Here is a 24,213-nt window from a genome sequence, read left to right as displayed (position 1 = left end):
ATACGAATATAGAAAATAGTATATCAACAATCGAAAATGTTGCGGAAGTTGACCGTTTGGTTATCTTTGTATGATAGAACGGAGATATCCGATATGTAGGATGTACTCCTATTGTTTAATTAAATAATGGAATCAATATTTCCTTTTGTGAAGAGCGCTTTACCAGTCTAAATCACGCTGAATCAAACCATGAGACTTAAATTAATTTTTATAGTACTACTAGCAGCATTAAGCATAAGCATTAATACAAAAGTATGCTCTCAACCAATTGGGTTAGGTTTTGCCAGCCACGAAATTGTCCAGGATAAACGGACGGGGTTAGATTTAAGTGCGAATAAAACAATCTGTTTAGATCGTAACTTTGAACTATCTTTTGACCTTTCTTTTTATGCTGGTCATTCAGATTATTTTGGTTATATCTTTAGAATAATAAGCGATGAAAAACAAAATATAGACTTAATTTATGATTATAGGCTCTCTGAAAAAGAAAACTTTAAAATTACTATAGGCGATAAACCTTCAAAGATAAAATTTAGTATAAGCCTCCATGAGTTATTTAGAGATTGGCATGCTATTAAATTGAAATTTGATGTTGAACAAAACGAATTGCAAGTATTTGTTAACGGCAACTTATTAAAAGATAAAGTAAAGCTCAAAAAAAGCTGTTACAAAATACTTTTCGGTACAAATAACTATAAAGATTTCAAAGTCACTGATGTTCCACCCATGAAGCTTAAAAACATTAAGCTGAAAGAGGATAATAATACGGCTTATTTCTGGCCTCTTGATGGAATAGAAGAAGACATAACGATTGATGAAAATAATGGGTTAGCGGCTGCCGTTTTTAACCCTATCTGGATTAAAAAGCAACATCGGGATTGGGAATTAATTAGCCATTTTTCTATCAAAGGTGCAGCCAGTTTGGCATTCGATAGCGCTAAAAATAATATGTTTCTAATCGGAGAGGATTCTTTATTTGTGTACAATATCATCAACAAAATGCTTAAACCTAAAGCATATCCTCATACTTATCATTTATTAGCCGGAAATCAGTCTTTATTTGCTTCAGGCAGGTTACTCAATTTATATATAGATCAAAAACTGGTTTCTACCTATGATTCGTTAACAAACAACTGGACCGGCGAATATGTATTTCCGGATGTCATCACGCACTTTTGGCATTATAATAAATTCTATTCTTCATTAGACTCTTCGCTCTATATGATTGGGGGGTATGGACAATTCAAGTATAAAAGTAATGTTTATAAATACCACGTACCTTCAAAGGAATGGACAACAGTAAATCTGGAAGAGGGGTTTGTACCAAGATATTTGGCCGCATTGGGACAACTGGAGGATGGTGTTTACATATTAGGAGGGTATGGAAGTACGACAGGAGAGCAAATACTGAATCCAAGAAATTTATATGATCTAATCTATTTTGATATTAAAAACAAAGCTTTTAGAAAGATTTTTGAGTTGAATCCTAGAGAGGAAAATTTTGCATTTGCAAACTCGATGGTTATTGACGCTAAGAGCCGTACGTATTATGCACTCACCTTTCCAAATCATCGATACAACTCGCATTTGCAGTTAATACAAGGTTCTCTTGACTCGGCGTATTATAAATTACTCGGGAATGAGTTGCCGTATACTTTTCATGATATTCATTCGTTCGCTGATTTATATTATAGTCCGAAAAGCAAGCAATTTATCGCGGTAACGATGTTTCATAATGAAGTAAATAACAACACGGATATAAGTGTTTATGTGTTGAGAAGTCCACCTTTAGAAATGGAAATCGATAAGAGACTTCTCTCTCGTAGCATCTGGCTATATGTATTGTTATTTGCAGGGTCGGCTATCTTATTTTTTCTTTTTTTGAGATGGAGAAAGGCCAGAGTGATCAAGAAAGAGGTGATTCACCGAGAAGAAACACCTCATGACTTTAAAGAAGTGGTTACTCTTTTACCTCTCGAAAAAACGCCGAATCTGGTAATGCATGAAGCACCATCGGCAGATATTCCAAAAACAAATACGATATTTCTTTTTGGAGGTTTTCAGATCTATGACAAGGAAGGAAATGATATTACCAAACTTTTCAGTCCATTGATTAAGGAGCTTTTGTTAATAACACTTTTATATACCATAAGATGGGAAAGAGGAATAAGTTCCCAAAAATTAACAGAAATTTTATGGTTCGACAAAACAACAGAAAGTGCTAGGAATAACCGTTCGGTGAATATTGCAAAATTGAAGGGTATTTTAGATAAATTAGATGGTTTTCAGATTTCCAAAGAAACGGGTTACTGGAAAATTAATGTGGACGCTCCGGCCTATGTAGATTATAAAGATTATTTAGATATTGTAAATAGAGGGAAGAAAATTTCCAAGATGGAGGTCAATCGTTTAACGGAGATTGTCCAACGAGGTAGCTTTTTATCCAGTTTGGAATACGAGTGGCTGGATCAATTTAAATCTGAAATTTCGAACGACGTTATAGATACCTATTTACATTATATGTCAACGCTACAAATTAGCGAAGACCCGGAATTTATTATTAGTCTGGCTAATTATATTTTTTATTTTGATCCGGTAAATGAAGAAGCAATGGTACTTAAATGCAAAGCGTTGGTTTATCTAGGCAAGCATTCTTTAGCGAAAACTACTTTTGATAATTTCAGTAAAGAATACAAGGCTATATATGACGAAGATTTTTATAAAAACTTTAATGAAATTCTGGAATAAAGAAAGCCGCAATATATAGCTTCGGAGCTATACATTGCGGCTTTATTCATTTAATGGTTACTCTTTTTCAAATCGTAAGTGATCTATACCCACCGTGAGCGGATTTTCTGCAGATACTAGACCCGTAGCTCTCAGGTATATTCTGAAAAAATTAATGTTTGCTAAATCGATTGTTCCACCCTGTGCTTCGCCTTCTGATAATTTCAATTCTACTTTATTCCAACCGTTCTGCGGATTTTCAATTTGGGATGGGAACCAATGTATTTCATCTTTATCAGGTCCGCCAGAACTACTTAGTTCGATCTGCGAATTTTTTGCAGCCCAGTCTATTTCGCTTACATCAGCAATCCATAACCAGAAGGTGAATTTGCCGTCTTCAAAGTCTATTTCCGGATTTGAGGGCGTAACAAATGCTTTTTTAAACTCTAAAGCACCACTTCCCCCTTCAACTGTACTTGTGGGTGTGCCATCAGGTTTATTCTTAAATATAAAGCTCAATGATCCCGTACCAACTTTTTTATCAACCGTATTAAGTAGAAGTTCAGCCGCCATACCTCTGTTCCAGCCAGTAATATCGTCACAGGCATCAAGCAACAGGTGGTCGACAGGATCCGTTGTCACTTCAGCAACAACAAATTTTACATCGTCTATAGCCACAGAGAACGGAGTTGTGGTTGCTTCTGTGAGCTTAAAGTACATTCTAAAGAAATTGATGGCATCTAGATCAGCTCCGCCGTCTCCGGAAGCGGAGGCTTGACTTACCGCTAATTTTACTTCATTCCATCCGTCTTTTAGGGACAAAGAAGCGGTAGGCCAATTAAATTCGTTAACATCAGGCCCTCCCGAACTGGTGATTTCTATTTGTCCGGTACGCAGATCTAATTTACTGGCATCTTCTATCCACAACCAGAAATTTAATTGTGCGGTTTCTTTGGTTAATTGTGTAATGATCGGCCTTGTTAATTTTTTCTGCATTCGTAGATCAAGTCCTGAGGTTATGGTGAATTTCACGGATGCAACTCCTTCTTTCTTATCTTCTGTATTCAGCGAATTCGTTCCTGTCTGTCCCCAATCATCTGTTAAATCGGCATTATCAAAGATTTTAGTAATAATAGGGTCCGTGGAATCCGGATCAGGGTCTGTATCGTCCGGATCTGGAGTTGGAGGAGTTCCGGTAATAGGCTCACCATGAATTAACGGGGGAGCTACATCTTTTTTACAAGCCACAGCAAGACAGATGAAGATGGATAAAAGCGATAAATTTAAAAGCTTCATTTTTTTCATGTTAATGATTTTTAGATAGTAATTGAATTTATTTTTTTAATTGTTCGGCATATCTAATACCTAATTGTGTGGCGGATTTACTGTCGAAATGTAAAGCATCTCCTCGGTCAGTGAGTCCTTCCGAAGAAATCTTATACGTATTTGGAACGGATTGTATAAGTTCTGGAATTTGGTTATTGATTAATGTAAAACTCTCCTTACCATTAAAATCTCTGCCTATTTCGCCAATTAGAAATTTTAAGTTCGGATCCTGTAATTCCTTCCTGTATCCTTGGATGATCAGCTTAACCTTATCTCCCCACCCTACAGTGGTATTAGCAAAGGCATCAGCTTCCCCTTGTAAATAAAGTACACCCTTAATTACGCCATCAGTTTGTGCAAAAAGTGACTTTCCTATCGAAGGGCCATAAAGACTGCCTCCAGGTATCCAATGACCAACATTACTATCACCTTTAGCCGTAGGAATAAGTCCAATTTTTATCTTCGGGTCGGCATCTTCCAACATTTTAATGGCGAAATCTAAACCCGGCCCAACGCCGGCGTTTTCGTTTTCTCCCGGATGTAATGGATGTATGGCAGTTTTCCATTCATTTTCCGCGTTTAAGACCAAAATCCGGTCGTCGGAGACGTCAGCATATTTTATATTCAATATTGGATGGATATCCGTTAAATAACCATAGCCAGCCATATTAGACTGGCCAGCTAAGATATAGATATGGAAGTTAGGATCGGCAACATGTCCGTTATCATAAAAATTAGTGAAACGAATGTTGTCAATTTTAAAGATAACAGACTCCCCATCTTTTGAATTGGCATAGAACCTAATAAAATTGATAGCGGTGAAATCGGTCGTGCCACCTGTATTCGAGCCGGCACTTAGTTTTAATATAACATCGTTCCATCCATTTTTAAGCCCTAAATGATTAAGGCCCCAGGCAGTTTCGTTTAAATCCGCTTTTCCAGAACTTGAAATTTCAAATTGTCCGGCGCCTGTTAGCTTGGATAAATCAGAAACGTATAGTGAAAAACACAGGTATGCTTCATCGGGATGTATAGTTACATTAAATGGCGAAAATGTGCTGATAAACCTTCCGGTAGATGATCCTTCAGATTTTAACGAGCTGTTTCCCTCTGTTTTATCAGTCTGATCTATGATGAGCTCATTGCCCGGAGACTGCCATCCTTCGTTATTTTCTAGTTTATCAAAAGAGAGCGTTATTCTATTATCTGGATTTTCTTCTTCTGGAGGAAGGTTGTTCCCGTCGTCATCTGGGTCTACGTGTTCTTCATTGTCTTTTTTCAATTCTGGGTTCGCCTTTTTACATGCTATGGTCATGAAAAAAAGCATCGCGAAAGCGAAAAGGAATAAGTTTTTACTTTTCATAAAATTGTTGTTGGCCTAAACGTTTTGTTATTACTTCTTTTGATGGATCTGGTCCTATATTGATTATACCTATTTAGGATTTTAGGGCAATTATAGTTTGCAACATTAATAAAAGATAAATAAATAATTAATCACGCTAGTTTTTAGGAAGAGATTTTTCGCGGGCCCGTGTGTTAAGTAAATATTAATTTTTTATTAAAAGCCCATATGTATATTAGAACGAGATTTTAAAGGAAAGCAATCAAAAACTAAGTTATATGAATACAAGAAGAGGGTTTCTTCAAAAGGGATTATTAGGCCTATCGGGAATCGTGTTAGGAAGCACAATCCAGTCTACCGCTCAAGCAGCTCCACCTACAAAGAAAATAAAAGAAGATCCATTTCATTTAGGAGTCGCAGGCTTTAGTTTCGTTAATTTTAAACTTGACGAATCGTTAGCCATGATGAGGCGTTTGGATATAAAATATTTATGTATTAAGGATTTTCATTTGCCTTATAACAGCACTGAGAATGAAATTGCTAATTTTCATGAAAAGCTGAAACATTCGGAAGTTATCGGTTATGCTGTCGGACCGATTTATACAAAATCGGAAAAGGAGATTGATGATGCCTTCGATTATGCAAGTAGAGTGGGTGTGAATTTGATCATCGGTGTGCCAAGCCCCGAGGATTTAGCATATTTATCAGATAAGGTTAAAGCTACCGGAATTAAATATGCTATTCACAACCACGGACCGGAAGATAAACTTTACCCCAATGCGACCATTATTTATAATCTCATTAAAGACCTACACCAAAATGTAGGAATTTGTTTTGATATGGGGCATGACGCCAGAGATGGACAAGATGTCATCAAAGACGTTCAGAATTACCATAGACGTATTTTTGATATTCATCTTAAAAATGTGACCTCAGCGACAGCGGAAGGATCAACGACAGAGCTCGGCCGGGGTGTAATAAATATTCCATTATTTATCAAAGCGCTGCGGAAAGTAAACTACAATGGTAAATGTAGTTTAGAGCATGAAAAGGATATGAAAGATCCTTTGGCGGGTTTGGCAGAGTCAGCAGGATATTTTAGAGGAGTTTCAGATACTTGATTCTCCCTCCTATTTTATATAAACCATCCTTGATTGTCTCGGGAAGCAAGTCTGCGATACACCAATAAAATTGTACGTAGATAAAAACGATGGATAAAAAGCCGTCAGTCTATGAAATGACCAAGAAATCGAGTTATAATTTTTAAGAAATGAACAAAGTTACTATTTTATGTTTATGCCTTTGCGCATCATTATTTTTGCAGAGTGTGGCCCAAACCAAACATGCAGAACAAACAAACTATCCCGCGTACGAGGGTTTGGTAATGTCTGGTTATCAAGGTTGGTTTAGGGCGGAAGGCGACGGCAGCAATGCGGGATTTAGCCATTATTTTTCAGGTAAAGAAAAAGTAGGCATTGATATGTGGCCTGATATGACTGAATATGAGAAAACGTATCCAACACCGTTCAAAAATGCAGATGGAACGACCGCTCATCTATTCAGTTCTTACGATAAAAGTACCACTGATTTACATTTTAAATGGATGAAAGACTATGGAATAGATGGTGTCTTTATGCAGAGATTTGTGGGATATACACGAGATGAAAGAAGCAGAGCTAATTCCAGCATTGTACTAAGAAATGCTTTTCAGGCAGCATCTTCGGAAAATAGGGCTATAGCAATTATGTACGATTTATCTGGACTAAAAGCTTCGGGAGAAGATTGTTCTATGATTATTGAAGATTGGAAATATTTGGTAGACGAATTAAAAGTGACCAATCAGGAATCTGGAAATAAAACCTATTTACATCATAATGGAAAACCTATTGTTGCCATTTGGGGAGTGGGGTTTCCGGATAGACCTTATAACATTAGAAATATAGGGTTACAAAGATTAATGGACTTTTTAAAATACGATCCTGTTTATGGTGGCTGTGCAGTAATGCTAGGTGTACCCACTTTTTGGCGAGAATTGAACGCGGACTGTATTAACGATCCGTATCTGCATGCGCTAATTAAACAAGCAGATATTGTTTTGCCATGGACTATTCAGCGTTTTACGCCTCTATTACATAATGATATGGACCGTTTTCGGGATTTAATTATAGATGATATCAAATGGTGTAATGAAAATAACCTTCAATATGTGCCATCAATTACGCCGGGATTTAGCTGGCATAATTTAAGTAAATATGAATTTCCTGATGATGTAAAGCCTTCCGGATCTATACCCAGACAAGGCGGTCGCTTTTTCTGGCAGCAAATTTCAACTTCACTGTTAGCAGGCGCTAAAATGTTGTACGTTGCTATGTTTGATGAAGTGAATGAAGCTACCGCTATATTTAAAACTACCAATACACCTCCCGTAGACGACAATGCTAAATTTATCGACATGGATGGGGTTCCTTCTGATCATTATCTGTGGCTAACAGGAGAAGCAGGGAAAGTGCTTCGAGGAGAAAAACCTTTAACCACAGTAATGCCAAAAAGATAGAGCAGAGAATAAGCCATCATCAGATAAAAAATATCATTTAATGATGGTATTAATCAATTTTTAATCTTTTTTTAAGCCTCTAATAGTTATTTAGAGCTGTAATGTGGGTAACCATGATGTCCAGATAGCATCTGGCATAATGAGCAACTTAAATTAATTAATTAATAAACCAAGTAATAAAAACAAAGCATGAAGAAATTATTATTTTCCATATTGGCGTGTTTTATGTCAATATGCTTATGTGCTCAAAATGTAACGGTGAAAGGCAAAGTTACCGATGAGATGGGGGAGCCGCTTCCTGGAATTTCAATTAGACTCAAAGGGAGCGGACTGGCAGCACAAACGAATGTTGACGGAAATTATACCATACAAGCCAAAGACTCCAATTCAATTTTAGAGTTTTCATATTTAGGTTTCATACCGCAAGAAATTAAAATAGGGTTACGAACAGTTATTGATGTTGTTTTGGTCTCTTCAAATACGGGGCTTGATGAGGTCGTAGTCGTGGGATATGGAACCCAAAAGAGAGAAACCGTAGCAGGTTCTGTTGCCGCTATTTCAGGTGATGAACTGAGAACCACAAAAACGCAGAATGTTCAGAATATGATGACCGGAAAATTGCCCGGTGTACGTGTCGTTCAAAGAACATCCGAACCGGGAGAATTTAATAATCAATTTGATATAAGAGGCTTTGGTAATCCGTTAATTGTTATTGACGGTGTTCCCAGAGATAATATAACGCGATTAAATCCAAATGAGATAGAAAGTATTTCGGTGCTAAAAGACGCATCGGCAGCGATTTACGGTGTTAGAGCGGCGAATGGTGTCATTTTAATTACAACAAAACAAGGAAAGGGTAAACCAAAAATTGAATATTCGGGATATTGGGGCTACCAAACGCCAATCGGTTTTCCAAAACCAGTAGGTGCTATCGACAGAATGACCCTCATGAATGAGAAAAGTATGAACAACGTGGAATCTCCGGTAATTACTTACGATGAATCTGAATTTGAGGCTTATAGAAATGGAACAAGAGTAAGTACCGATTGGCATGATATTATTTTACGACGGTGGAGTCCGCAACAGGAGCATAATATCAGTACAGCTGGGAGCACGAAGGACGATGATATTACTTATTTTGTAAATCTTGGGTATACCAATCAGTCAGGGCTTTGGCGAAGTAATGTTACCAAATATGATAGATACAATGTGCGGTCTAACATTAGTGCAAAAATATCGCAAAGACTTCGCGCTTCTTTAAATATTAATGGTGTTCTGGATGAGTCCAAACGACAACAGACACCAACATGGGAAGTTTTTAGTGCGCTATGGAGAGCGCAGCCTACAGAACCTTATTATGCAAATAATGATCCCGATTATTTATTTAAGCCATTATTTAGACATGTAGGAGCGCTTACAGAAGAGTCCATTTCGGGATATAATAAGAATAAAAATAACTGGATCCAAAGCCAATTTAGTTTAGAATACGATATTCCGCATATAGAAGGCTTAAAAGCAAAGGGAACATTTAGTTACGATAGAAGGTTGACGGACAATACGAATTACAGAAAAGAGTATAATACTTACCTTTTTGATGAAAGTACCTATACTTACCTGGTGACGGGTAATAATACACCGCAACAAATCACGCGTAATTACGGCAGTAATCCACAGACTTTACTCAACCTGTCGTTAACGTACAATAAAACCATTGCAGAGAGGCATAATATAGGGGCGTTGGCATTATATGAAGAAACGACATATGATGGAGACAATTTTAATGCGTCAAGAGAGCTTGCTCTTCCACTAGATTATCTGTTTGCCGGAAATGCCTTAAATCAGCAGGGAACATCTAATGCAAGTGGTGTTTATAGAAATACAAACAAGGCATTTGCGGGTAGGATTAACTATGATTTTGACGGCAAGTATATTGTTGAAGGGACCATAAGGAGAGATGGGTCTTCTAAATTTACAGAAAATAAGAAATGGGGTATTTTCCCGTCTGTTTTACTGGCTTGGCGCATTTCGGAGGAGCCGTTTATCAAAAACAATGCATCGTTGTCTTTCATTAACAATATCAAGCTAAGAGGATCTTATGGAGAAATGGGTGACGATGCAGCCAATAGTAATCAGGATATAAATGGATATACTTACCCGTTTGTCGGAAACCCGACACAATTGCCTTCGGGAGCTGTATTTGACGATGTATTTGTATCTTCTTTATGGCCTACCGTTTTGCCTAACGTTAACCTGACATGGTATACCGTACAGACATCTAATATAGGGATTGATGCCGATCTCTGGAATGGAAAATTGGGCATCAATTTCGATATGTTCAAAAGAAACAGGCAAGGTTTATTAGCTACTAGATTGGTAACCTTACCCGCGACGTTTGGTGCTTCCCTGCCACAGCAAAACTTGAATAAGGATCAAACAAGCGGGGCTGAACTGGCATTGTCCCACAGAAATATATTATTCCATGATTTAGGTATTCACATTTCTGCAAATGTAAATTACACCAGAACAAAAGTTATTTTTCAGGAAAGAAATATGGACGGTAGTAGGTATGCCCAATGGAGGAACAATCCGGTTAATAGGTATAATGACATTTGGTGGGGTTGGGGAGATGGCGGACAATTTACTTCCTACGAGGAGATTGCCAACGCACCTTATTTCGTCGGACGGGCGGCCTTACCGGGGGATTATGTTTATGAGGATTGGAACAATGACGGCGTGATTGATGATCTTGACAGACATCCAATTGCCACGGGTACAAATAGAGGCGATGGGACTAGACATAACTTCCCGTTAATAACGTATGGTTTTACGTTAGGGGCAGACTATAAAGGATTTGATATGAATTTATTGTTTCAAGGAGGTGCAATGTCTTACGTTTCTTACCCGGAACAATTATCGCAGCCATTAGGATGGGACGGAAATGCATTGAATATGTTTATGAACAGATGGCACCCGTTAGATCCTTTAGCTGATCCCTTCAACCCTAGTACAGAATGGAATGCTGGCTATTATGCCTACACAGGTAGAGGGGTTGACGCCAATTCGGAAAGGAATATACAGAATGGAACATATCTAAGATTGAAAAGTGCAGAGCTTGGATATACATTACCATTAAAAATATGCGAACGTATAGGAACACGGAATGTGAGACTGTACACGAGTGCATATAATCTGTTTACCATTACCAAAGTGAAATTTTTGGATCCGGAGCACCCGTCTGAACTTTATGGTGCTATGTATCCGATCACCAGAACCGTAAATTTTGGAGCAAGTATTTCATTCTAATTAATTAAAGACTTACACATATGAAAAAGCAAATAATAGCATTGTTTATAGCCGCATTATCCCTAGGTAGTGCCTGTAATAAAATAGACATCGCACCCCTAAATATTATTCAAGACAAGGATGTGTTTACAGATGCAGGCATGAGAGCCTATATGGCAGCCTTATACAGTAGATTGCCCATCGAGGATTTTAAGTACGGTTTAAGTGACGGTGGCGCAGCGGAAGGATTTAATACATGGAACGGCATTGTTACCCCCGAATTAAACACTGGAACAATAGCTAATCGTAACCAAGGAAATTTTGCCGATCCTGGACAAAGGCAATATTGGCGTTCTGGCTATCAATTGATTAGAAATGCAAATTATATTATCGAGAATTTACCGGAACATGTTGAGTCGATTGGGATAGATAACGTAACCAAATGGGTGTCAGAAGCAAAGTTTATCCGGGCATATACCTATTTTGCTCTAGCGAGAAGATATGGTGGTGTTCCCATTGCCGACCAAATATTGTGGGCTGACTTGGAGACAGATAACAACGATCATTTAAAACTACCTCGGAATAGTGAGGAAGATACATACGATTTTATATTACAAGATCTGGATGAGGCGTATGCCGATATGCCGGTAATAAGCGAACAAAAAGGCCGCGTTAATAAAAATGTGATCGCTGCTTTTATATCCAGGGTTGCCTTACATGCCGGATCTATCGCTAGATACGGCGCACTACAGCGATATGCTGTTGACGGAGTGATGTTAACAGGTATACCGGATAGCAGGGCAAACGATTATTTTTCGCAGAGTTTTAAGGCCGCAAAGGCAATTGAGGGAGTATATTCCCTCTACAAAAAAAAGTGGTCAGCGACAGATAAGGTGGCGACTGCAGATAATTATGCTGATTTATTTTTGGATGCAGAAAGTCCGGAGACTATATTCTTCAAAGCTTACCAATACCCCTATGCGGTACATAGTTTTGATGCTGTTTATTCACCACCGCACATGACCTCCGATTACGGAGATCGATATAATATTACCCTGGATTATGTCGAGCTGTTTGATGGTTTGCCTAAAAATGAAAAAGGGCAGTTAAACACCCTTCATCCGAATGGCACCTATGTCGTTTACAATACGGTGGATCAACTATGGGAAAATGCGGAACCTCGTTTGCGAGGAACAGCCCTTTTACCTGGACAGGAATTTAAAGGGTTTAGAACGGATATAAGAAGAGGGACAATCATCGAAAGTGTCGATCCGGCGACTCCAATTCAAAAAATGGTAGTTGAAGAAGCAACGGCTTCGTATAACACTAGCTCGTTTTACCAAGCAAACATCAAATCATTTGGAAATGTTAATAATCAAGAGCAAGTTACATTAGCTAATGGGACAAGAATTAACCCGATTGGTATTGACGGTCCAACCAATGCAAATACCGGAACCATTACGGGCTTTCATGGACGTAAATGGATGCAGCCTAATATTACCAGGGCACAGACAAATTTACATCTTTCAGACCAGACCTGGATCGATATTCGATATGCAGAAATTTTACTCAACAGAGCCGAGGCTGCTTTAGAATTATCACAGAATGGCGTAGCTACATTGGAAGGCGTAAATCTTCAGCAAGATGCTTATCTATGTATTAATCTCATCCGGGAAAGAGCCGGTGCGACGTTATTAACGTCTTCCGGAGAGTTGTCTTCTATTGCTCCTTTAGCAAAGGACACCGGTGTTGGATCGTATGTATTAGCACCAACTAGAGGATTACAAATTATCCGGGTAGAACGCAGAAAAGAATTAGCCTTTGAAAATAAACTATGGTGGGATTTGGTGAGATGGCGTACAGCGGATCAAGAAATTAATAATCGTATCTGGAGAAAATGTAACCCATTTCTTTTCGCAAGAGGAGCAATTGTTGAATCGATTGATTATGTGAAAGGTAAGTACATTTTTGACTGTAGATATGAAGAAAGATCAGCTCGGTTTACTGTTCCTCCAACAAGATACTATCAGGGAATTCCCAATAACGAGATTGCTGCAACAGATGGCATTATCAAACAAAATAATAACTATTAATTTTTTTGACTTCTAAAATACAGACAATATGAAAAGGATATTTTTTAAGCTGATGATTCTTTTTCTGACACTTCACTCTTGTGAAATAGATAATTTCGATGGACCTGATGCCTCCTTGCAAGGAGAAATAGTCGACCCTAACGGAAAAAGACTGGAACTCGAGCAGGGAAGTAGCAGTGCGAGAATCAGGTTGGACGACTTTGGGTTTACGGAAACTCCCGTTCCTATTTTCTTTAATTTTAAGATGGATGGGACTTATATCAATACCAAAGTGTTTGCTTCCAAATACTACATCACGCCGATCGAGGGACCTTGGTTTCCGGTGCTGGGAGACACTGTGGAGGTGATCGGTAATACGACGCATAATTTTACCGTTATTCCTTATCTGGAAGTGGAATGGGAGGGTGATCCGCAAGTAACCGCAGATAAAAAGGTGGTCGCTAATTTTAAATTTAAGCGAAATGAACCAAGTGCTGGTGCTGCTAAACCAAATGTCTTAGATTATCAGTTATTTATTTCGACAACGAAATATGTAGGAAATAATAATTCGATATTAAACGGGCAGCCTACTCTTGTAGGAAACGCAGCTGAAGGGACGTCTTTGTCAATTACATCCCAAAACCCAATGAAATATGCTACAACGTACTATGTCAGAGTTGGTGTAAGGGTCGATGATAGTTTTAAAAAGTATAACTACTCATCTGTTAAAACCATTCAGATACCCGAATAAATTTAATTTTTTAATGACAGCAGTGCATTGCGTTTTTACAATGCACTGCTTTATATAATTCATATTATGAGAATAGGAATATTAGGACTTTGCTTTGTTCTTTCTGTCGTATCGTGTTCAAAAGGGAGCGATGGGCCTGTAGATAACGGAGATGGAGATCCAATAAACGAAGAAAAGAGAGAGAAGGTCGTCTATGATGAAACAGGGTTAACTTATACAAGCTATACAGGTTTAGCCATGGCTGGTTACCAAGGTTGGTTTAATACGCCAGAGGATGGTGCAAATAGAGGGTGGACGCATTATAACAGGCCTGGTTGTACGTTTGGACCGGGTTGTGTAGGTGTCGATTTCTGGCCGGATGTTTCAGAACACAGTAAGTTATACGATAGCCCTTTTAAATTTGAAGATGGTTCTATAGCACAGCTGCCGAGTTCATATGATTACGAAACGGTAGATCTTCATTTTAAATGGATGCAGGAATATGGGATAGATGGTGTTTATCTCCAAAGATTCATTTCTCAGCTGCGAAATCCAGGCGCAAAAAATCAAGTAGACAAGGTATTTGAAAATGTGCTTAAAGCAGCCAACAAATATGGAAGAGCGGTGAGCTTAATGTACGATCTTAGTGGATTGAGCGATAAAACAGGCATAGAGGCAGACTTACAAATGGTTGTGGAGGATTGGGAAAGTCTACAGGAAAAACATGATCTCTTTAACAATGTTAAAAACCCCAGTTATTTAAGGCATAACGGGCAGCCGCTATTGGCTTTATGGGGAATAGGATTTCGGGATAGACGATATTCTACAGCGAATATAAAAGAGCTTATTAACCGACTGCAAGGAGAAGGAACAAAAAAATATTCGTTGCTACTCGGTGTACCTTATAACTGGCGTGAATTGAAGGGGGATGCAGAGAATAATGTTCATTTTCATACTTTAATCAAAGAAGAAGCAGATATTATTATGCCATGGGCTGTGAATAGGTATAATAGCGGAACCTACAATACAGTTTCGACGCCTGTGCTAAAGCCAGATATAACTTGGTGCGACCAAAATAACGTAGATTATGCTCCACTTGTATTCCCGGGTTTTAGTTGGGCAAATTTATATCAATCTTCCGAAAACGAGAATGATAGAGTTTACGATAGAAATCCCAGATTGAAGGGGGACTTTTTTTGGATGCAGGTGGCAGGAGCCAAAGCAGCGGGCGCGAAATCACTTTATATAGCCATGTTCGATGAAATAGATGAAGGTACCGCTATCTTTAAATGTGCAACAAGTGACAAACTTCCTTTAAATGGCGACGGAACATTTGTTGGGATTGATCCGGAGTTAGGTAGCGATCATTATTTATGGTTAGCTGGAGAAGCTACAAAATGGATAAAAGGCGAGGGAACATATACGGCAACCAGACCTGTTAGAACTGTTAAGTAATAATAAAAATTAGAATATACGATGAAAAACCTATTCATTTTTGTGTTTTTGTGCTTTACATTGAATGCATGTAAATCACAGGAAAATGATAGTATAATTATTCCTCCTGATGAAGAATTTCCGCAGGATTTCACGGCAATAATAGATAATAATGATCCGTTTAAAAATTATCTTTATTCATTGCCAGATAAGATAACTACGCTTAGTACAAATAGTACTTACAACATTATTCCGACAACCACTGAAAAATTTGTATTTAAATCTAAAGATGATATAAATACAGTTTATAGCGTTTTATCGTATCCGCAACAAAAAGGGAAATATCCTACTATATTGATTCTACACGGTGGCGGTGGTAATGCCGAAGGTTTGCTTGGAGAAGTAGAAGCATTTGCTAAACAAGGATACGTTGCGATGGCCCTAGATTTACCCGGATTATGCGGATTTGACAATACACCTAATTCTTCGGGACCTTGGAAAGCAAGAACAAATGGAGAGACACCAAGATTTGAAGTCGGGGAAGATCCGAAAAATAACACTTTATTTGACGCCTTAATAGCCGCTATTGAAGGATTTAACCTGCTAACATCCAGAGATAACGTTGACAAATTGAATGTTGGTATTACAGGCTATTCATGGGGTGGTTATACAACGACAATGCTTTCCGGCTTAACGAGAGATCGAGTGAAAGCAGCCTATTCTGTATATGGTAGCGGTTATTATGACAAACAATCTTTTTGGACAAAGATAATAAGCGATTTACCCCAAGCAACAAGAGAAACCTGGCTGAAATATTATGATGCAGGACGAAGAGCAGCGTTTATTACTGCTCCATTCTTTATGGAAGCCGCTGTAAACGATACATATTTCGGTCCCGAATCGGTTCTGGAAACATTTAATGCCATGCCGGGCGCGAAAAAACTGTACTGGGGTGCGAACTTAAATCATAAGCGAATAGAAGGTGCGGAGAATATGAAAAAAAGCTATTTTGAATATTTCTTAAAGAACAAAGGTAAAGCGCCTATCGCTATTTCTATTTTGAACGATGAGAAACAAGTTGATGGGAGCCATAAGATTACGGCAAATATAGGCGCGGCATCCTTGTCAGAAATTAAAAGTGTAAAGTTAGTTTACAGCGAGCCTAATACAGACTGGACACAAAAAAAATGGATAGAAATTGACGCGGAAAATATTAATGGGATTTATACTGCAATCCTCCCAAAAACAGTAATAGAGAAGAATGTCTCTTACTATTTACAGCTCATAGATAAGACCAATGTACAGACATCCAGCCTAATCGTTACGCCTCTTTAAGGGGTGTAGCAGTCGAACTCGACAATTTAGGCCCTTATTTACATGTTTAACCATTGTTTTTATGCAGACTTGAGCATATGCTCAAACAGATTTTAGATTGATTCGATACCGATTTTGAGAACAACATTCCCCAATCACGAAAGTTGATAGGGGTATATAATCTTTTAAAAATGTTTTTGAAAAAAAGTTTTTTAGCTAGTAAAGCTATCGCATTAACAGCCTTAGTCTTGTTATTCTTGGGTTGCTCTGTAAAATTAAATAAAGTGATTTTAGAGGATCAAAATATGAGCTCGTATGGTATTAATCCTATTATAAGACATATGTATACGGCAGACCCTTCGGCAAGAGTGTGGGACGATGGACGGTTATACATCTATGCATCACACGATATAGCCCCTCCGAGAGGGTGCGATTTAATGGATCAATATCATGTGTTCTCTACAGATGATATGAAAAACTGGGTAGACCATGGCGAAATTCTAAGAGCAAGTGATGTGCCATGGGGAAGAAAGGATGGTGGCTTTATGTGGGCACCTGATTGTGTTTATAAAGATGGAACTTACTATTTCTATTTTCCACATCCAAGCGGAGACGAATGGAACAAAACATGGAAGATTGGAATTGCAACAAGTAAAAAGCCAGCCAATGATTTTGAAGTTCAAGGATATCTTGAATTAGGAGACGACAATTTTGCAATGATTGATCCTTGTGTTTTTACTGATGATGATGGAGAGTCGTATTTCTATTACGGTGGTGGTGGTAGGTGCGCCGGAGCTAAATTGAAAAAGAATATGATGGAGTTAGCACACCCTCTTCAATTTATGGAGGGGTTAAAAGATTTCCATGAGGCTACCTGGGTATTTAAAAAAGATGGACTGTATTATCTTACGTATGCAGATAATCACGAAATAAATGGAAAAGGAGCTAATAGGCTGAATTATGCAACGAGTATGAGCCCTTTAGGTCCGTGGACGTATAGAGGAATTTATTTAGAGCCAACAGGTTCTGATACAAGTCATGGTTCGGTGGTAGAATATAAAGGACAATGGTATGCCTTCTATCATAACAATGTGCTTTCTGGACAGGGGAATCTTAGAAGTGTGTCTGTAGACAAATTATATTTTAATACAGATGGAACCATCCAAATGGTTAAGCAAACGGGCTTAGTCATAAAATAACAACCCCGAATTTTTTAAGAATTATAAATAAAATAGTTAAAGTTAGCATGTTACAACCAAAAATATATATACAGGTCAAGCACTATTTATCTCTATACTGCGTCACAATTATCCTTGGATTAATTGCCGTTACAGCTTGTTCTTCAAAGAAAGCTGGTGATGCGACTCCCGTTGAATACGTTAACCCCTATATCGGGAATATAAGCCACATGTTGGTGCCCACTTATCCTACGATACATTTACCGAATAGTTTGTTAAGAGTATATCCAGAAAGAGGGGATTTTACGGGAGATAGGCTCCATGGATTGCCATTAATTGTGACTAGTCATAGAGGTAATTCTGCGTTTAATTTAAGTCCATTTCATGGAGAAACTATGCCTTCTAAGCCGGTGATTGATTATAGCTACGATCAGGAAATAATTACCCCATATTCTTATTATGTTTATTTAGAAGACGAAAATATAGATGTTGATTTCGCCGTCTCTCATCAATCGGCTATTTATTCTTTTGATTTCCCAGATAATAGTGTTTCCCATCTGATGTTTAACTCAAAAAAAGGTAACTTAAACTGGGATGGAAGGGGTCTTTCAGGTAGTCAAGAAATTGGTAATAATACAAACGTATATATTTATGCGGAACCAGAATATCAACCCCTTAATGTTGAAACGCTAAACAGTAATAAAGCCGTTTTGAAAGCTCCTGATGTGACAGAGGGGGATGCTTGTTTAATATTAACTTTTGGAGAACGGAAAAATATTAAGATTAAATACGGAATTTCTTTTATTGATGCGCAGCAGGCTAAGGCTAACTTAACTCGTGAAATTAAAAAGTTTGGTGTTTCTGAAGTGAAAAACAAAGGTAAAGCGGTGTGGAACGAAGCTTTGGGGAAAATTCAGATTAGTGGAGGAACGGAATCGGATAAATATGTTTTCTATACTTCTTTATATAGAACTTTTGAACGCCCGGTAAATATTTCTGAAGACGGAAGGTATTTTAGCGGATTCGACGGAAAAGTTCATCAAGATGGAGGGAGGTCATTTTATACAGATGATTGGATATGGGATTCCTATAGAGCACATCATCCTTTAAATGTGTTAATTGATGGAGATAAAGAAGCCGATATTTTAAACTCATTTGTCAGAATGTCTGAACAAATGGAGAATTTTTGGTTACCTACTTTCCCGGAAATCAACGGGGATAGTAGAAGAATGAATTCTAACCATGGAGTTGCTTCTTTATTGGATGCCTACGAAAAAGGTATAAGAGCCTTTGATTTCGAAAAAGCATATCAAGCAGCAAAAGGGGCACTAACAGAAAAAACATTAGCTCCCTGGTCGGCTATGCCCGCGGGTAAATTGGATGATTTTTTCAAAGAAAAAGGATATATACCTGCGTTGTATCCCGATGAAAAAGAAACTGTTCCAGAAGTTCATGATTTTGAAAAAAGACAACCTGTAGCAGTTACTTTAGGTACCTCTTATGATTTGTGGTGTTTAGCAAAAATGGCTAAAATATTAGGACATACGGACGATTACGAATTATTTATAAAACAATCCTTCAATTATCGCAATCTATTTAATCATGAGACTAAATTTTTTCATCCAAAAGATGATAAAGGGAAATTTATAGAGCCTTTTGATTATATTTTTTCGGGAGGCCAGGGGGCAAGAGCATATTATGGAGAAAATAATGCATGGATTTACAGGTGGGATGTACAACACAATATAGAAGATTTGATAAAACTGATGGGAGGAAAAGATCAGTTTGTCAAAAATCTTGAAGATATGTTTAATAAACCTCTAGGAAAGTCGAAGTCTAGTTTTTATGCACAATTGCCAGATCATACAGGAAATGTAGGACAATTTTCTATGGCAAATGAACCTTCTCTGCATATTCCCTATTTATATAATTATGCTGATCAGCCCTGGAAGACGCAAAAAAGAATCAGGGCATTGATTCATCAATGGTTCAGAAACGATTTAATGGGTGTTCCAGGAGATGAAGATGGAGGTGGACTATCTTCTTTTGTGGTCTTCTCCCAGATGGGGTTTTATCCGGTAACCCCTGGGAGTCCAATTTATACAATTGGAAGTCCTTTCTTTGAAAAGTCTGTAGTGAAGCTGACAAATGGAAAGGAATTTATAATTATTGCAAATGATGTTTCTGCTAGAAATAAGTATATTCAATCAGCAAAACTTAATGGAAAGAATTTGAATGAACCCTGGTTCGCACATAGTGATATTGCAAACGGGGGACTTTTAGAATTGGAGATGGGACCGTTGCCAAATAAGAAATGGGGTAGATATTTATAGATATTAGGGGTACAATACACAATATCTCACCGTTTATTCAGTTATTTACAGGTGTATGTTTGTTTGGCAGAAGTAACTTATTGCGTTAATTTTTGCGACCTTGTTATTTTGTGCTTTGTTTTCAGTATTTTTATGGCAAACAAAATTTTATTGCAAGTTTTGAATACTGAAAAGGATTATTGCAAATGCATTTAAAAAAAATAGCTTATATGTTTAAGAATATCGTATTTGGTCTGGCTTTAATTTCATTTATCGCATGTGGATCAAAACCTAGGGTGAGTTTGGATGAAGAGGCATTACAGTTAAAACCTTCGGCACAGCATGAAGTTATTGCCGCCGAGGTAGCCAATCTGTTGGAAAACTATAGCTATAAAAAGGTTCCGATGACGGATTCCTTGTCACGGATCGTTTTTGCCAATTTGTTAAAATCGATGGATCAAGGGCGTAATTACCTGCTACAGTCTGATATTGATGATTTCAAGCAATTTGAAAATACCATTAGCCAAGACTTTAGAAAAGGCGACTTATCTGCCCCATTCTATATTTTCAATCTATATTCACAGCGTTATCTGGAAGCGATGGAATACGCGCTGACACAAGTAGATGTGCCGCATGATTTTGATATGGATGAGAAATATGTGGCTTATCGAGAGAAACTTCCTTATTTCAAAGATGAGACAGAATGGAAAGACCAATGGCGTAAGCGTGTGAAATACGACTTGTTGAATTTGCGGTTGACCAGTACAGATAAAGATTCTGTGGATGTAGAAAAACACAAAGAGACATTACGCAAACGGTATAAAAATTTGGTTAGTCAGGCAAAACAAACCAATTCCAATGACGCATTTCAACTCGTTATGACAGCGTTGACAGATGCTGTTGATCCGCATACGACCTACTATAACCCGTCGTTCGCGCAAGCATTTAACGAAAGTATGTCCAATACATTTGAAGGTATCGGTGCACGTTTATCGATGGAGAATGAAATGGTTACCATCAAAGAAATTATTGCGGGAGGACCTGCTTTTAAAGATAAAAGCTTAAATGTAGATGATAGAATTATCGGCGTAGCACAGGGAGAAGGTGAGTTTGAAGATATTATCGGCTGGCGTTTAGATGCCGCGGTAGCAAAAATTAAGGGGCCAAAGAATACGATCGTGCGGTTGAAAGTTATTCCCGCTGGGCAAGAGCTTACTGCTCAGCCAAAAGTGGTCGCACTGAAGAGAGACAAAATTGTTATTGAAGAAGAATCTGCGCAGAAAGAAATAAAGCAAGTTAAGGGAGACGATGGTAAAACCTATAAAGTAGGGCTTATCAAGTTGCCTAAATTCTATATTGAATTTGAAGCTTATCGTCGGGGTGATCCGAATTACAAGAGTACAACGCGAGATGTTCGCCTGATTTTGGATACTCTTCGTCAAGAAAATGTAGATGCAGTTGTATTGGATTTAAGGAACAACGGTGGCGGTTCCTTGCAGGAAGCTATTGAATTGACCGGACTGTTTATTGACAAAGGGCCGGTTGTTCAAGTACGCGACGTACGTAATCGGGTAGATGTAGAAAGTGATAAAGATGCCGGAGTGGCTTGGGATGGCCCGTTTGGGGTACTGATTAATCGTTTTTCGGCATCGGCTTCCGAGATTTTTGCTGGCGCCATTCAAGACTACGGCAGGGGAGTGGTGTTGGGAACGCAGTCGTATGGAAAAGGAACCGTACAATCGGCTATTGATATGTCACGTTTTATAAGCGCAACCAATAAATTGTTGTTAAAAGCTAAAGGATTAGACAAAGATCCGGATACACCGAATGGCGCTCCAGAGTTCGGTCAGATCAATATTACCATGGGTAAATTTTACCGTGTGACGGGAAGTAGCACGCAACATAAGGGTGTGGTGCCGGATATTACGTTTCCGACACAGTATACGGCAGAGAAATTTGGGGAAAGCTCGGAGCCTTCGGCGTTGCCGTGGGATCAAATCAAGTCATCTAGCTTTACCGCTGTGGCGGATCTAACGAATTTAAAGGATCAGTTGAAAGAAATTCACGAATCGCGGATGGAAAAATCTCCCGAGTATGCCTATCTGCTGGAAGATATCGAAGAATTCCAGAAGCTAGATTCTATCCAAGAGATTAGCTTAAATCAAAATAAATTAAAAGAGGAGCGGGCGAAAACCAGAGAGAAAAATAGGGCGCGTATCAACAAAGGATTAGAACTGCGTGGCCTGCCTTTATGGAAAGAAGGGGAGCCGCAGCCAAAAACGGATTTCGATTTTATCTTAGACGAAAGTCTGTCGGTGATGACCGATTATATACGGCTTGGACAGACTAAGTTGGCAAAGAAATAGAAAGGGCATCAAAATAACTTCAATTGGGGGTCAGTAACCCGAAATGATTTTCTATGGTGTGGGCTGATACCATATTGTAGGATTGCATTTCGGTGCTTAATAGTCGGATACCCTTTATTGGACAGCCAATCATAATAGGGGAATTCACTTGCCAGATTATGCATGTATTCGTCCCGATAGGTCTTTGCCAAAATCGATGCAGCAGCGATAGAAAGGTATTTTCCATCTCCCTTTACGATACACTGATGGGGGATGTCTTGATATGCGCTGAATCTATTGCCATCTACAATAATGTAAGCCGCCTTTGTTTTCAGCTGATCCAACGCACGGTGCATCGCCAAATAAGAAGCATTTAAAATATTGATATGGTCGATTTCTTCTGCGGAGACACTCGCTACCGCGAAATCTAAAGCTTCTTCCTCAATAATGGGACGCAAAGCCATCCTTTTCTTTTCCGAAAGTTGCTTGGAGTCGTTAAGCAGTACATTGCAGTAATCGGGTGGAAAGATAACGGCAGCAGCAAATACGGGTCCCGCTAAGCACCCTCTTCCTGCTTCGTCACAACCCGCTTCCACAAAATCTTGCTGAAAAGTTGATAATAACATTTTGCTAAAATACGAAACCGAGATGTAAATAAGCATTCACACACAAAGGAATGATTATCTAAGATGAGCTCGCAAGCTCGGTTATTTACTCGAGCTCTCATCGGCCATAAAAAAGAAATAAATAGATGAAAAGAGCAGGACTGTATGTAACATGTGTGTGATATTCGATAAAAAAGTGTTTCTTCTTTTTTACTTTGCCGTGATATAGGAGTCTATAGGTAAAGCATTAAAGTCGCAAAGTAATCATGAAGAACAACGTCCTTCTGGGTATATTATTTATAATGGCAACGATTCCATCTTTTGCACAAAAAAAACAAAAGATAGTGATCCATTCTTTATCGGACGTAACGGTCAATGCAGATTTAGCAGAATGGGATACGTTAAACAACGTCGCAGAAGAAGGCTCGTGGTTCTATCAACTCGCACAGGATGCCTCCAACCTCTACGTTGCTATTCGTGTAGAAAACCCGATGATACAGCATTTGGCAGCCAGAAACGGTATTTTGCTGACTGTTCAATCTAATAAAAAAAACAAAGACGATATTCAATTTCTATTTCCTTTTCCTGATAGCGAGGTGAAGCGTGCGATGATACGTGAGGACCACGATTCTGACGGCGCTTATAAAGCGGAGTTGATCAACCGGTCGCGAGGATATTTTGTTTATGGATTTCCGACAGTGCCAAATGGGCTGTTATCTTTAAAAAATGGCTATGGTCTGGATGCCAAGGCACGTATGGACGATGGAAAATTGTTTTATGAAGCTGTTGTCCCCAAGTCATTACTGGATTATACGACACCTGTAGCAACCTTAAAATTGGGGATTTATGATGGTTTTATGCCGTTAATTTCGTCTAAGAGCGTAAAAGCCGCCCGTTCGGGAGCGATGTACGGTCCTTATCGTGGAAGACCTGCAGCTCGGTCTAAAGACAAACTGACACTAACCGTACTTTTAGAAACAACATTAGATTAG

Annotated in this window: 15 protein-coding genes; 12 read left to right on the top strand and 3 right to left on the bottom strand. The window is 38.5% G+C overall.

What is annotated here, in order from left to right; all coding sequences use genetic code 11:
• Positions 1-189: 189 nt before the first annotated feature.
• Positions 190-2,748, top strand: a complete 2,559-nt coding sequence (locus EWE74_RS15375) for a galactose oxidase (protein WP_130142492.1) — start codon at positions 190-192, stop codon at positions 2,746-2,748.
• Between the two features lie 57 nt (positions 2,749-2,805).
• On the opposite strand, the gene EWE74_RS15370 is transcribed toward EWE74_RS15375, so the two are convergent.
• Positions 2,806-4,023 (bottom strand): hypothetical protein, encoded by a 1,218-nt coding sequence (locus tag EWE74_RS15370; RefSeq protein ID WP_130142491.1) that lies wholly within the window; start codon positions 4,021-4,023, stop codon positions 2,806-2,808.
• A 37-nt stretch (positions 4,024-4,060) separates the two neighbouring features.
• The gene (locus EWE74_RS15365; protein ID WP_130142490.1) at positions 4,061-5,416 is read right to left on the bottom strand and encodes a sialate O-acetylesterase; all 1,356 of its coding nucleotides are present in this window, start codon (positions 5,414-5,416) and stop codon (positions 4,061-4,063) included.
• A gap of 257 nt (positions 5,417-5,673) precedes the next feature.
• Here EWE74_RS15365 and EWE74_RS15360 point away from each other — a divergent pair, with 257 nt between their 5' ends.
• The 10 genes from EWE74_RS15360 (at position 5,674) to EWE74_RS15315 (ending at position 22,637) form a co-directional block, all read left to right on the top strand.
• A complete protein-coding gene (locus EWE74_RS15360; protein ID WP_130142489.1) occupies positions 5,674-6,516 on the top strand; it encodes a sugar phosphate isomerase/epimerase family protein in 843 nt (280 codons plus the stop codon).
• Positions 6,517-6,665: 149 nt separating this feature from the next.
• Positions 6,666-7,949 carry a glycoside hydrolase family 71/99-like protein gene (locus tag EWE74_RS15355; RefSeq protein ID WP_130142488.1) on the top strand — a complete coding sequence of 428 codons (1,284 nt, stop codon included), beginning with the start codon at positions 6,666-6,668 and terminating at the stop codon, positions 7,947-7,949.
• A 189-nt stretch (positions 7,950-8,138) separates the two neighbouring features.
• The gene (locus tag EWE74_RS15350; RefSeq protein ID WP_130142487.1) at positions 8,139-11,252 is read left to right on the top strand and encodes a SusC/RagA family TonB-linked outer membrane protein; all 3,114 of its coding nucleotides are present in this window, start codon (positions 8,139-8,141) and stop codon (positions 11,250-11,252) included.
• Between the two features lie 20 nt (positions 11,253-11,272).
• Positions 11,273-13,324: a RagB/SusD family nutrient uptake outer membrane protein gene (locus EWE74_RS15345; RefSeq protein ID WP_130142486.1), complete on the top strand. Its 2,052-nt coding sequence runs from the start codon at positions 11,273-11,275 to the stop codon at positions 13,322-13,324.
• A gap of 28 nt (positions 13,325-13,352) precedes the next feature.
• Positions 13,353-14,054 (top strand): DUF3823 domain-containing protein, encoded by a 702-nt coding sequence (locus EWE74_RS15340; RefSeq protein WP_130142485.1) that lies wholly within the window; start codon positions 13,353-13,355, stop codon positions 14,052-14,054.
• Between the two features lie 66 nt (positions 14,055-14,120).
• The gene (locus EWE74_RS15335; protein WP_130142484.1) at positions 14,121-15,488 is read left to right on the top strand and encodes a glycoside hydrolase family 71/99-like protein; all 1,368 of its coding nucleotides are present in this window, start codon (positions 14,121-14,123) and stop codon (positions 15,486-15,488) included.
• 21 nt (positions 15,489-15,509) lie between these two features.
• The gene (locus EWE74_RS15330; protein ID WP_130142483.1) at positions 15,510-16,802 is read left to right on the top strand and encodes an alpha/beta hydrolase family protein; all 1,293 of its coding nucleotides are present in this window, start codon (positions 15,510-15,512) and stop codon (positions 16,800-16,802) included.
• Positions 16,803-17,065: 263 nt separating this feature from the next.
• Positions 17,066-17,980 carry a family 43 glycosylhydrolase gene (locus EWE74_RS15325; RefSeq protein WP_206365274.1) on the top strand — a complete coding sequence of 305 codons (915 nt, stop codon included), beginning with the start codon at positions 17,066-17,068 and terminating at the stop codon, positions 17,978-17,980.
• Between the two features lie 47 nt (positions 17,981-18,027).
• Complete coding sequence (locus tag EWE74_RS15320) at positions 18,028-20,292, top strand: GH92 family glycosyl hydrolase (protein WP_130142481.1); 2,265 nt, start codon at positions 18,028-18,030, stop codon at positions 20,290-20,292.
• Between the two features lie 209 nt (positions 20,293-20,501).
• A complete protein-coding gene (locus EWE74_RS15315; RefSeq protein ID WP_130142480.1) occupies positions 20,502-22,637 on the top strand; it encodes a carboxy terminal-processing peptidase in 2,136 nt (711 codons plus the stop codon).
• A gap of 8 nt (positions 22,638-22,645) precedes the next feature.
• Here the strand turns inward: EWE74_RS15315 and EWE74_RS15310 are convergent, their stop codons facing one another.
• Entirely contained in the window at positions 22,646-23,242 is a 597-nt protein-coding gene (locus EWE74_RS15310) for a ribonuclease HII (RefSeq protein WP_130142479.1), read from the bottom strand.
• A 245-nt stretch (positions 23,243-23,487) separates the two neighbouring features.
• Here EWE74_RS15310 and EWE74_RS15305 point away from each other — a divergent pair, with 245 nt between their 5' ends.
• A complete protein-coding gene (locus tag EWE74_RS15305; RefSeq protein ID WP_130142478.1) occupies positions 23,488-24,213 on the top strand; it encodes a hypothetical protein in 726 nt (241 codons plus the stop codon).

Origin of the sequence: Sphingobacterium corticibacterium (assembly GCF_004208525.1) — a bacterium.
GTDB lineage: Bacteria > Bacteroidota > Bacteroidia > Sphingobacteriales > Sphingobacteriaceae > Sphingobacterium > Sphingobacterium corticibacterium.
The sequence above is the reverse complement of the archived record's forward strand: the minus strand, read 5'-3'. Positions and strand labels throughout refer to the sequence as shown.

What these genes read in the sequence shown, in the direction of transcription:
- EWE74_RS15375 (WP_130142492.1), top strand. Translation starts at nt 190, where the DNA reads ATGAGACTTAAATTAATTTTTATAGTACTACTAGCAGCATTAAGCATA.
- EWE74_RS15370 (WP_130142491.1), bottom strand. Translation starts at nt 4,023, where the DNA reads ATGAAGCTTTTAAATTTATCGCTTTTATCCATCTTCATCTGTCTTGCT.
- EWE74_RS15365 (WP_130142490.1), bottom strand. Translation starts at nt 5,416, where the DNA reads ATGAAAAGTAAAAACTTATTCCTTTTCGCTTTCGCGATGCTTTTTTTC.
- EWE74_RS15360 (WP_130142489.1), top strand. Translation starts at nt 5,674, where the DNA reads ATGAATACAAGAAGAGGGTTTCTTCAAAAGGGATTATTAGGCCTATCG.
- EWE74_RS15355 (WP_130142488.1), top strand. Translation starts at nt 6,666, where the DNA reads ATGAACAAAGTTACTATTTTATGTTTATGCCTTTGCGCATCATTATTT.
- EWE74_RS15350 (WP_130142487.1), top strand. Translation starts at nt 8,139, where the DNA reads ATGAAGAAATTATTATTTTCCATATTGGCGTGTTTTATGTCAATATGC.
- EWE74_RS15345 (WP_130142486.1), top strand. Translation starts at nt 11,273, where the DNA reads ATGAAAAAGCAAATAATAGCATTGTTTATAGCCGCATTATCCCTAGGT.
- EWE74_RS15340 (WP_130142485.1), top strand. Translation starts at nt 13,353, where the DNA reads ATGAAAAGGATATTTTTTAAGCTGATGATTCTTTTTCTGACACTTCAC.
- EWE74_RS15335 (WP_130142484.1), top strand. Translation starts at nt 14,121, where the DNA reads ATGAGAATAGGAATATTAGGACTTTGCTTTGTTCTTTCTGTCGTATCG.
- EWE74_RS15330 (WP_130142483.1), top strand. Translation starts at nt 15,510, where the DNA reads ATGAAAAACCTATTCATTTTTGTGTTTTTGTGCTTTACATTGAATGCA.
- EWE74_RS15320 (WP_130142481.1), top strand. Translation starts at nt 18,028, where the DNA reads ATGTTACAACCAAAAATATATATACAGGTCAAGCACTATTTATCTCTA.
- EWE74_RS15315 (WP_130142480.1), top strand. Translation starts at nt 20,502, where the DNA reads ATGTTTAAGAATATCGTATTTGGTCTGGCTTTAATTTCATTTATCGCA.
- EWE74_RS15310 (WP_130142479.1), bottom strand. Translation starts at nt 23,242, where the DNA reads ATGTTATTATCAACTTTTCAGCAAGATTTTGTGGAAGCGGGTTGTGAC.
- EWE74_RS15305 (WP_130142478.1), top strand. Translation starts at nt 23,488, where the DNA reads ATGAAGAACAACGTCCTTCTGGGTATATTATTTATAATGGCAACGATT.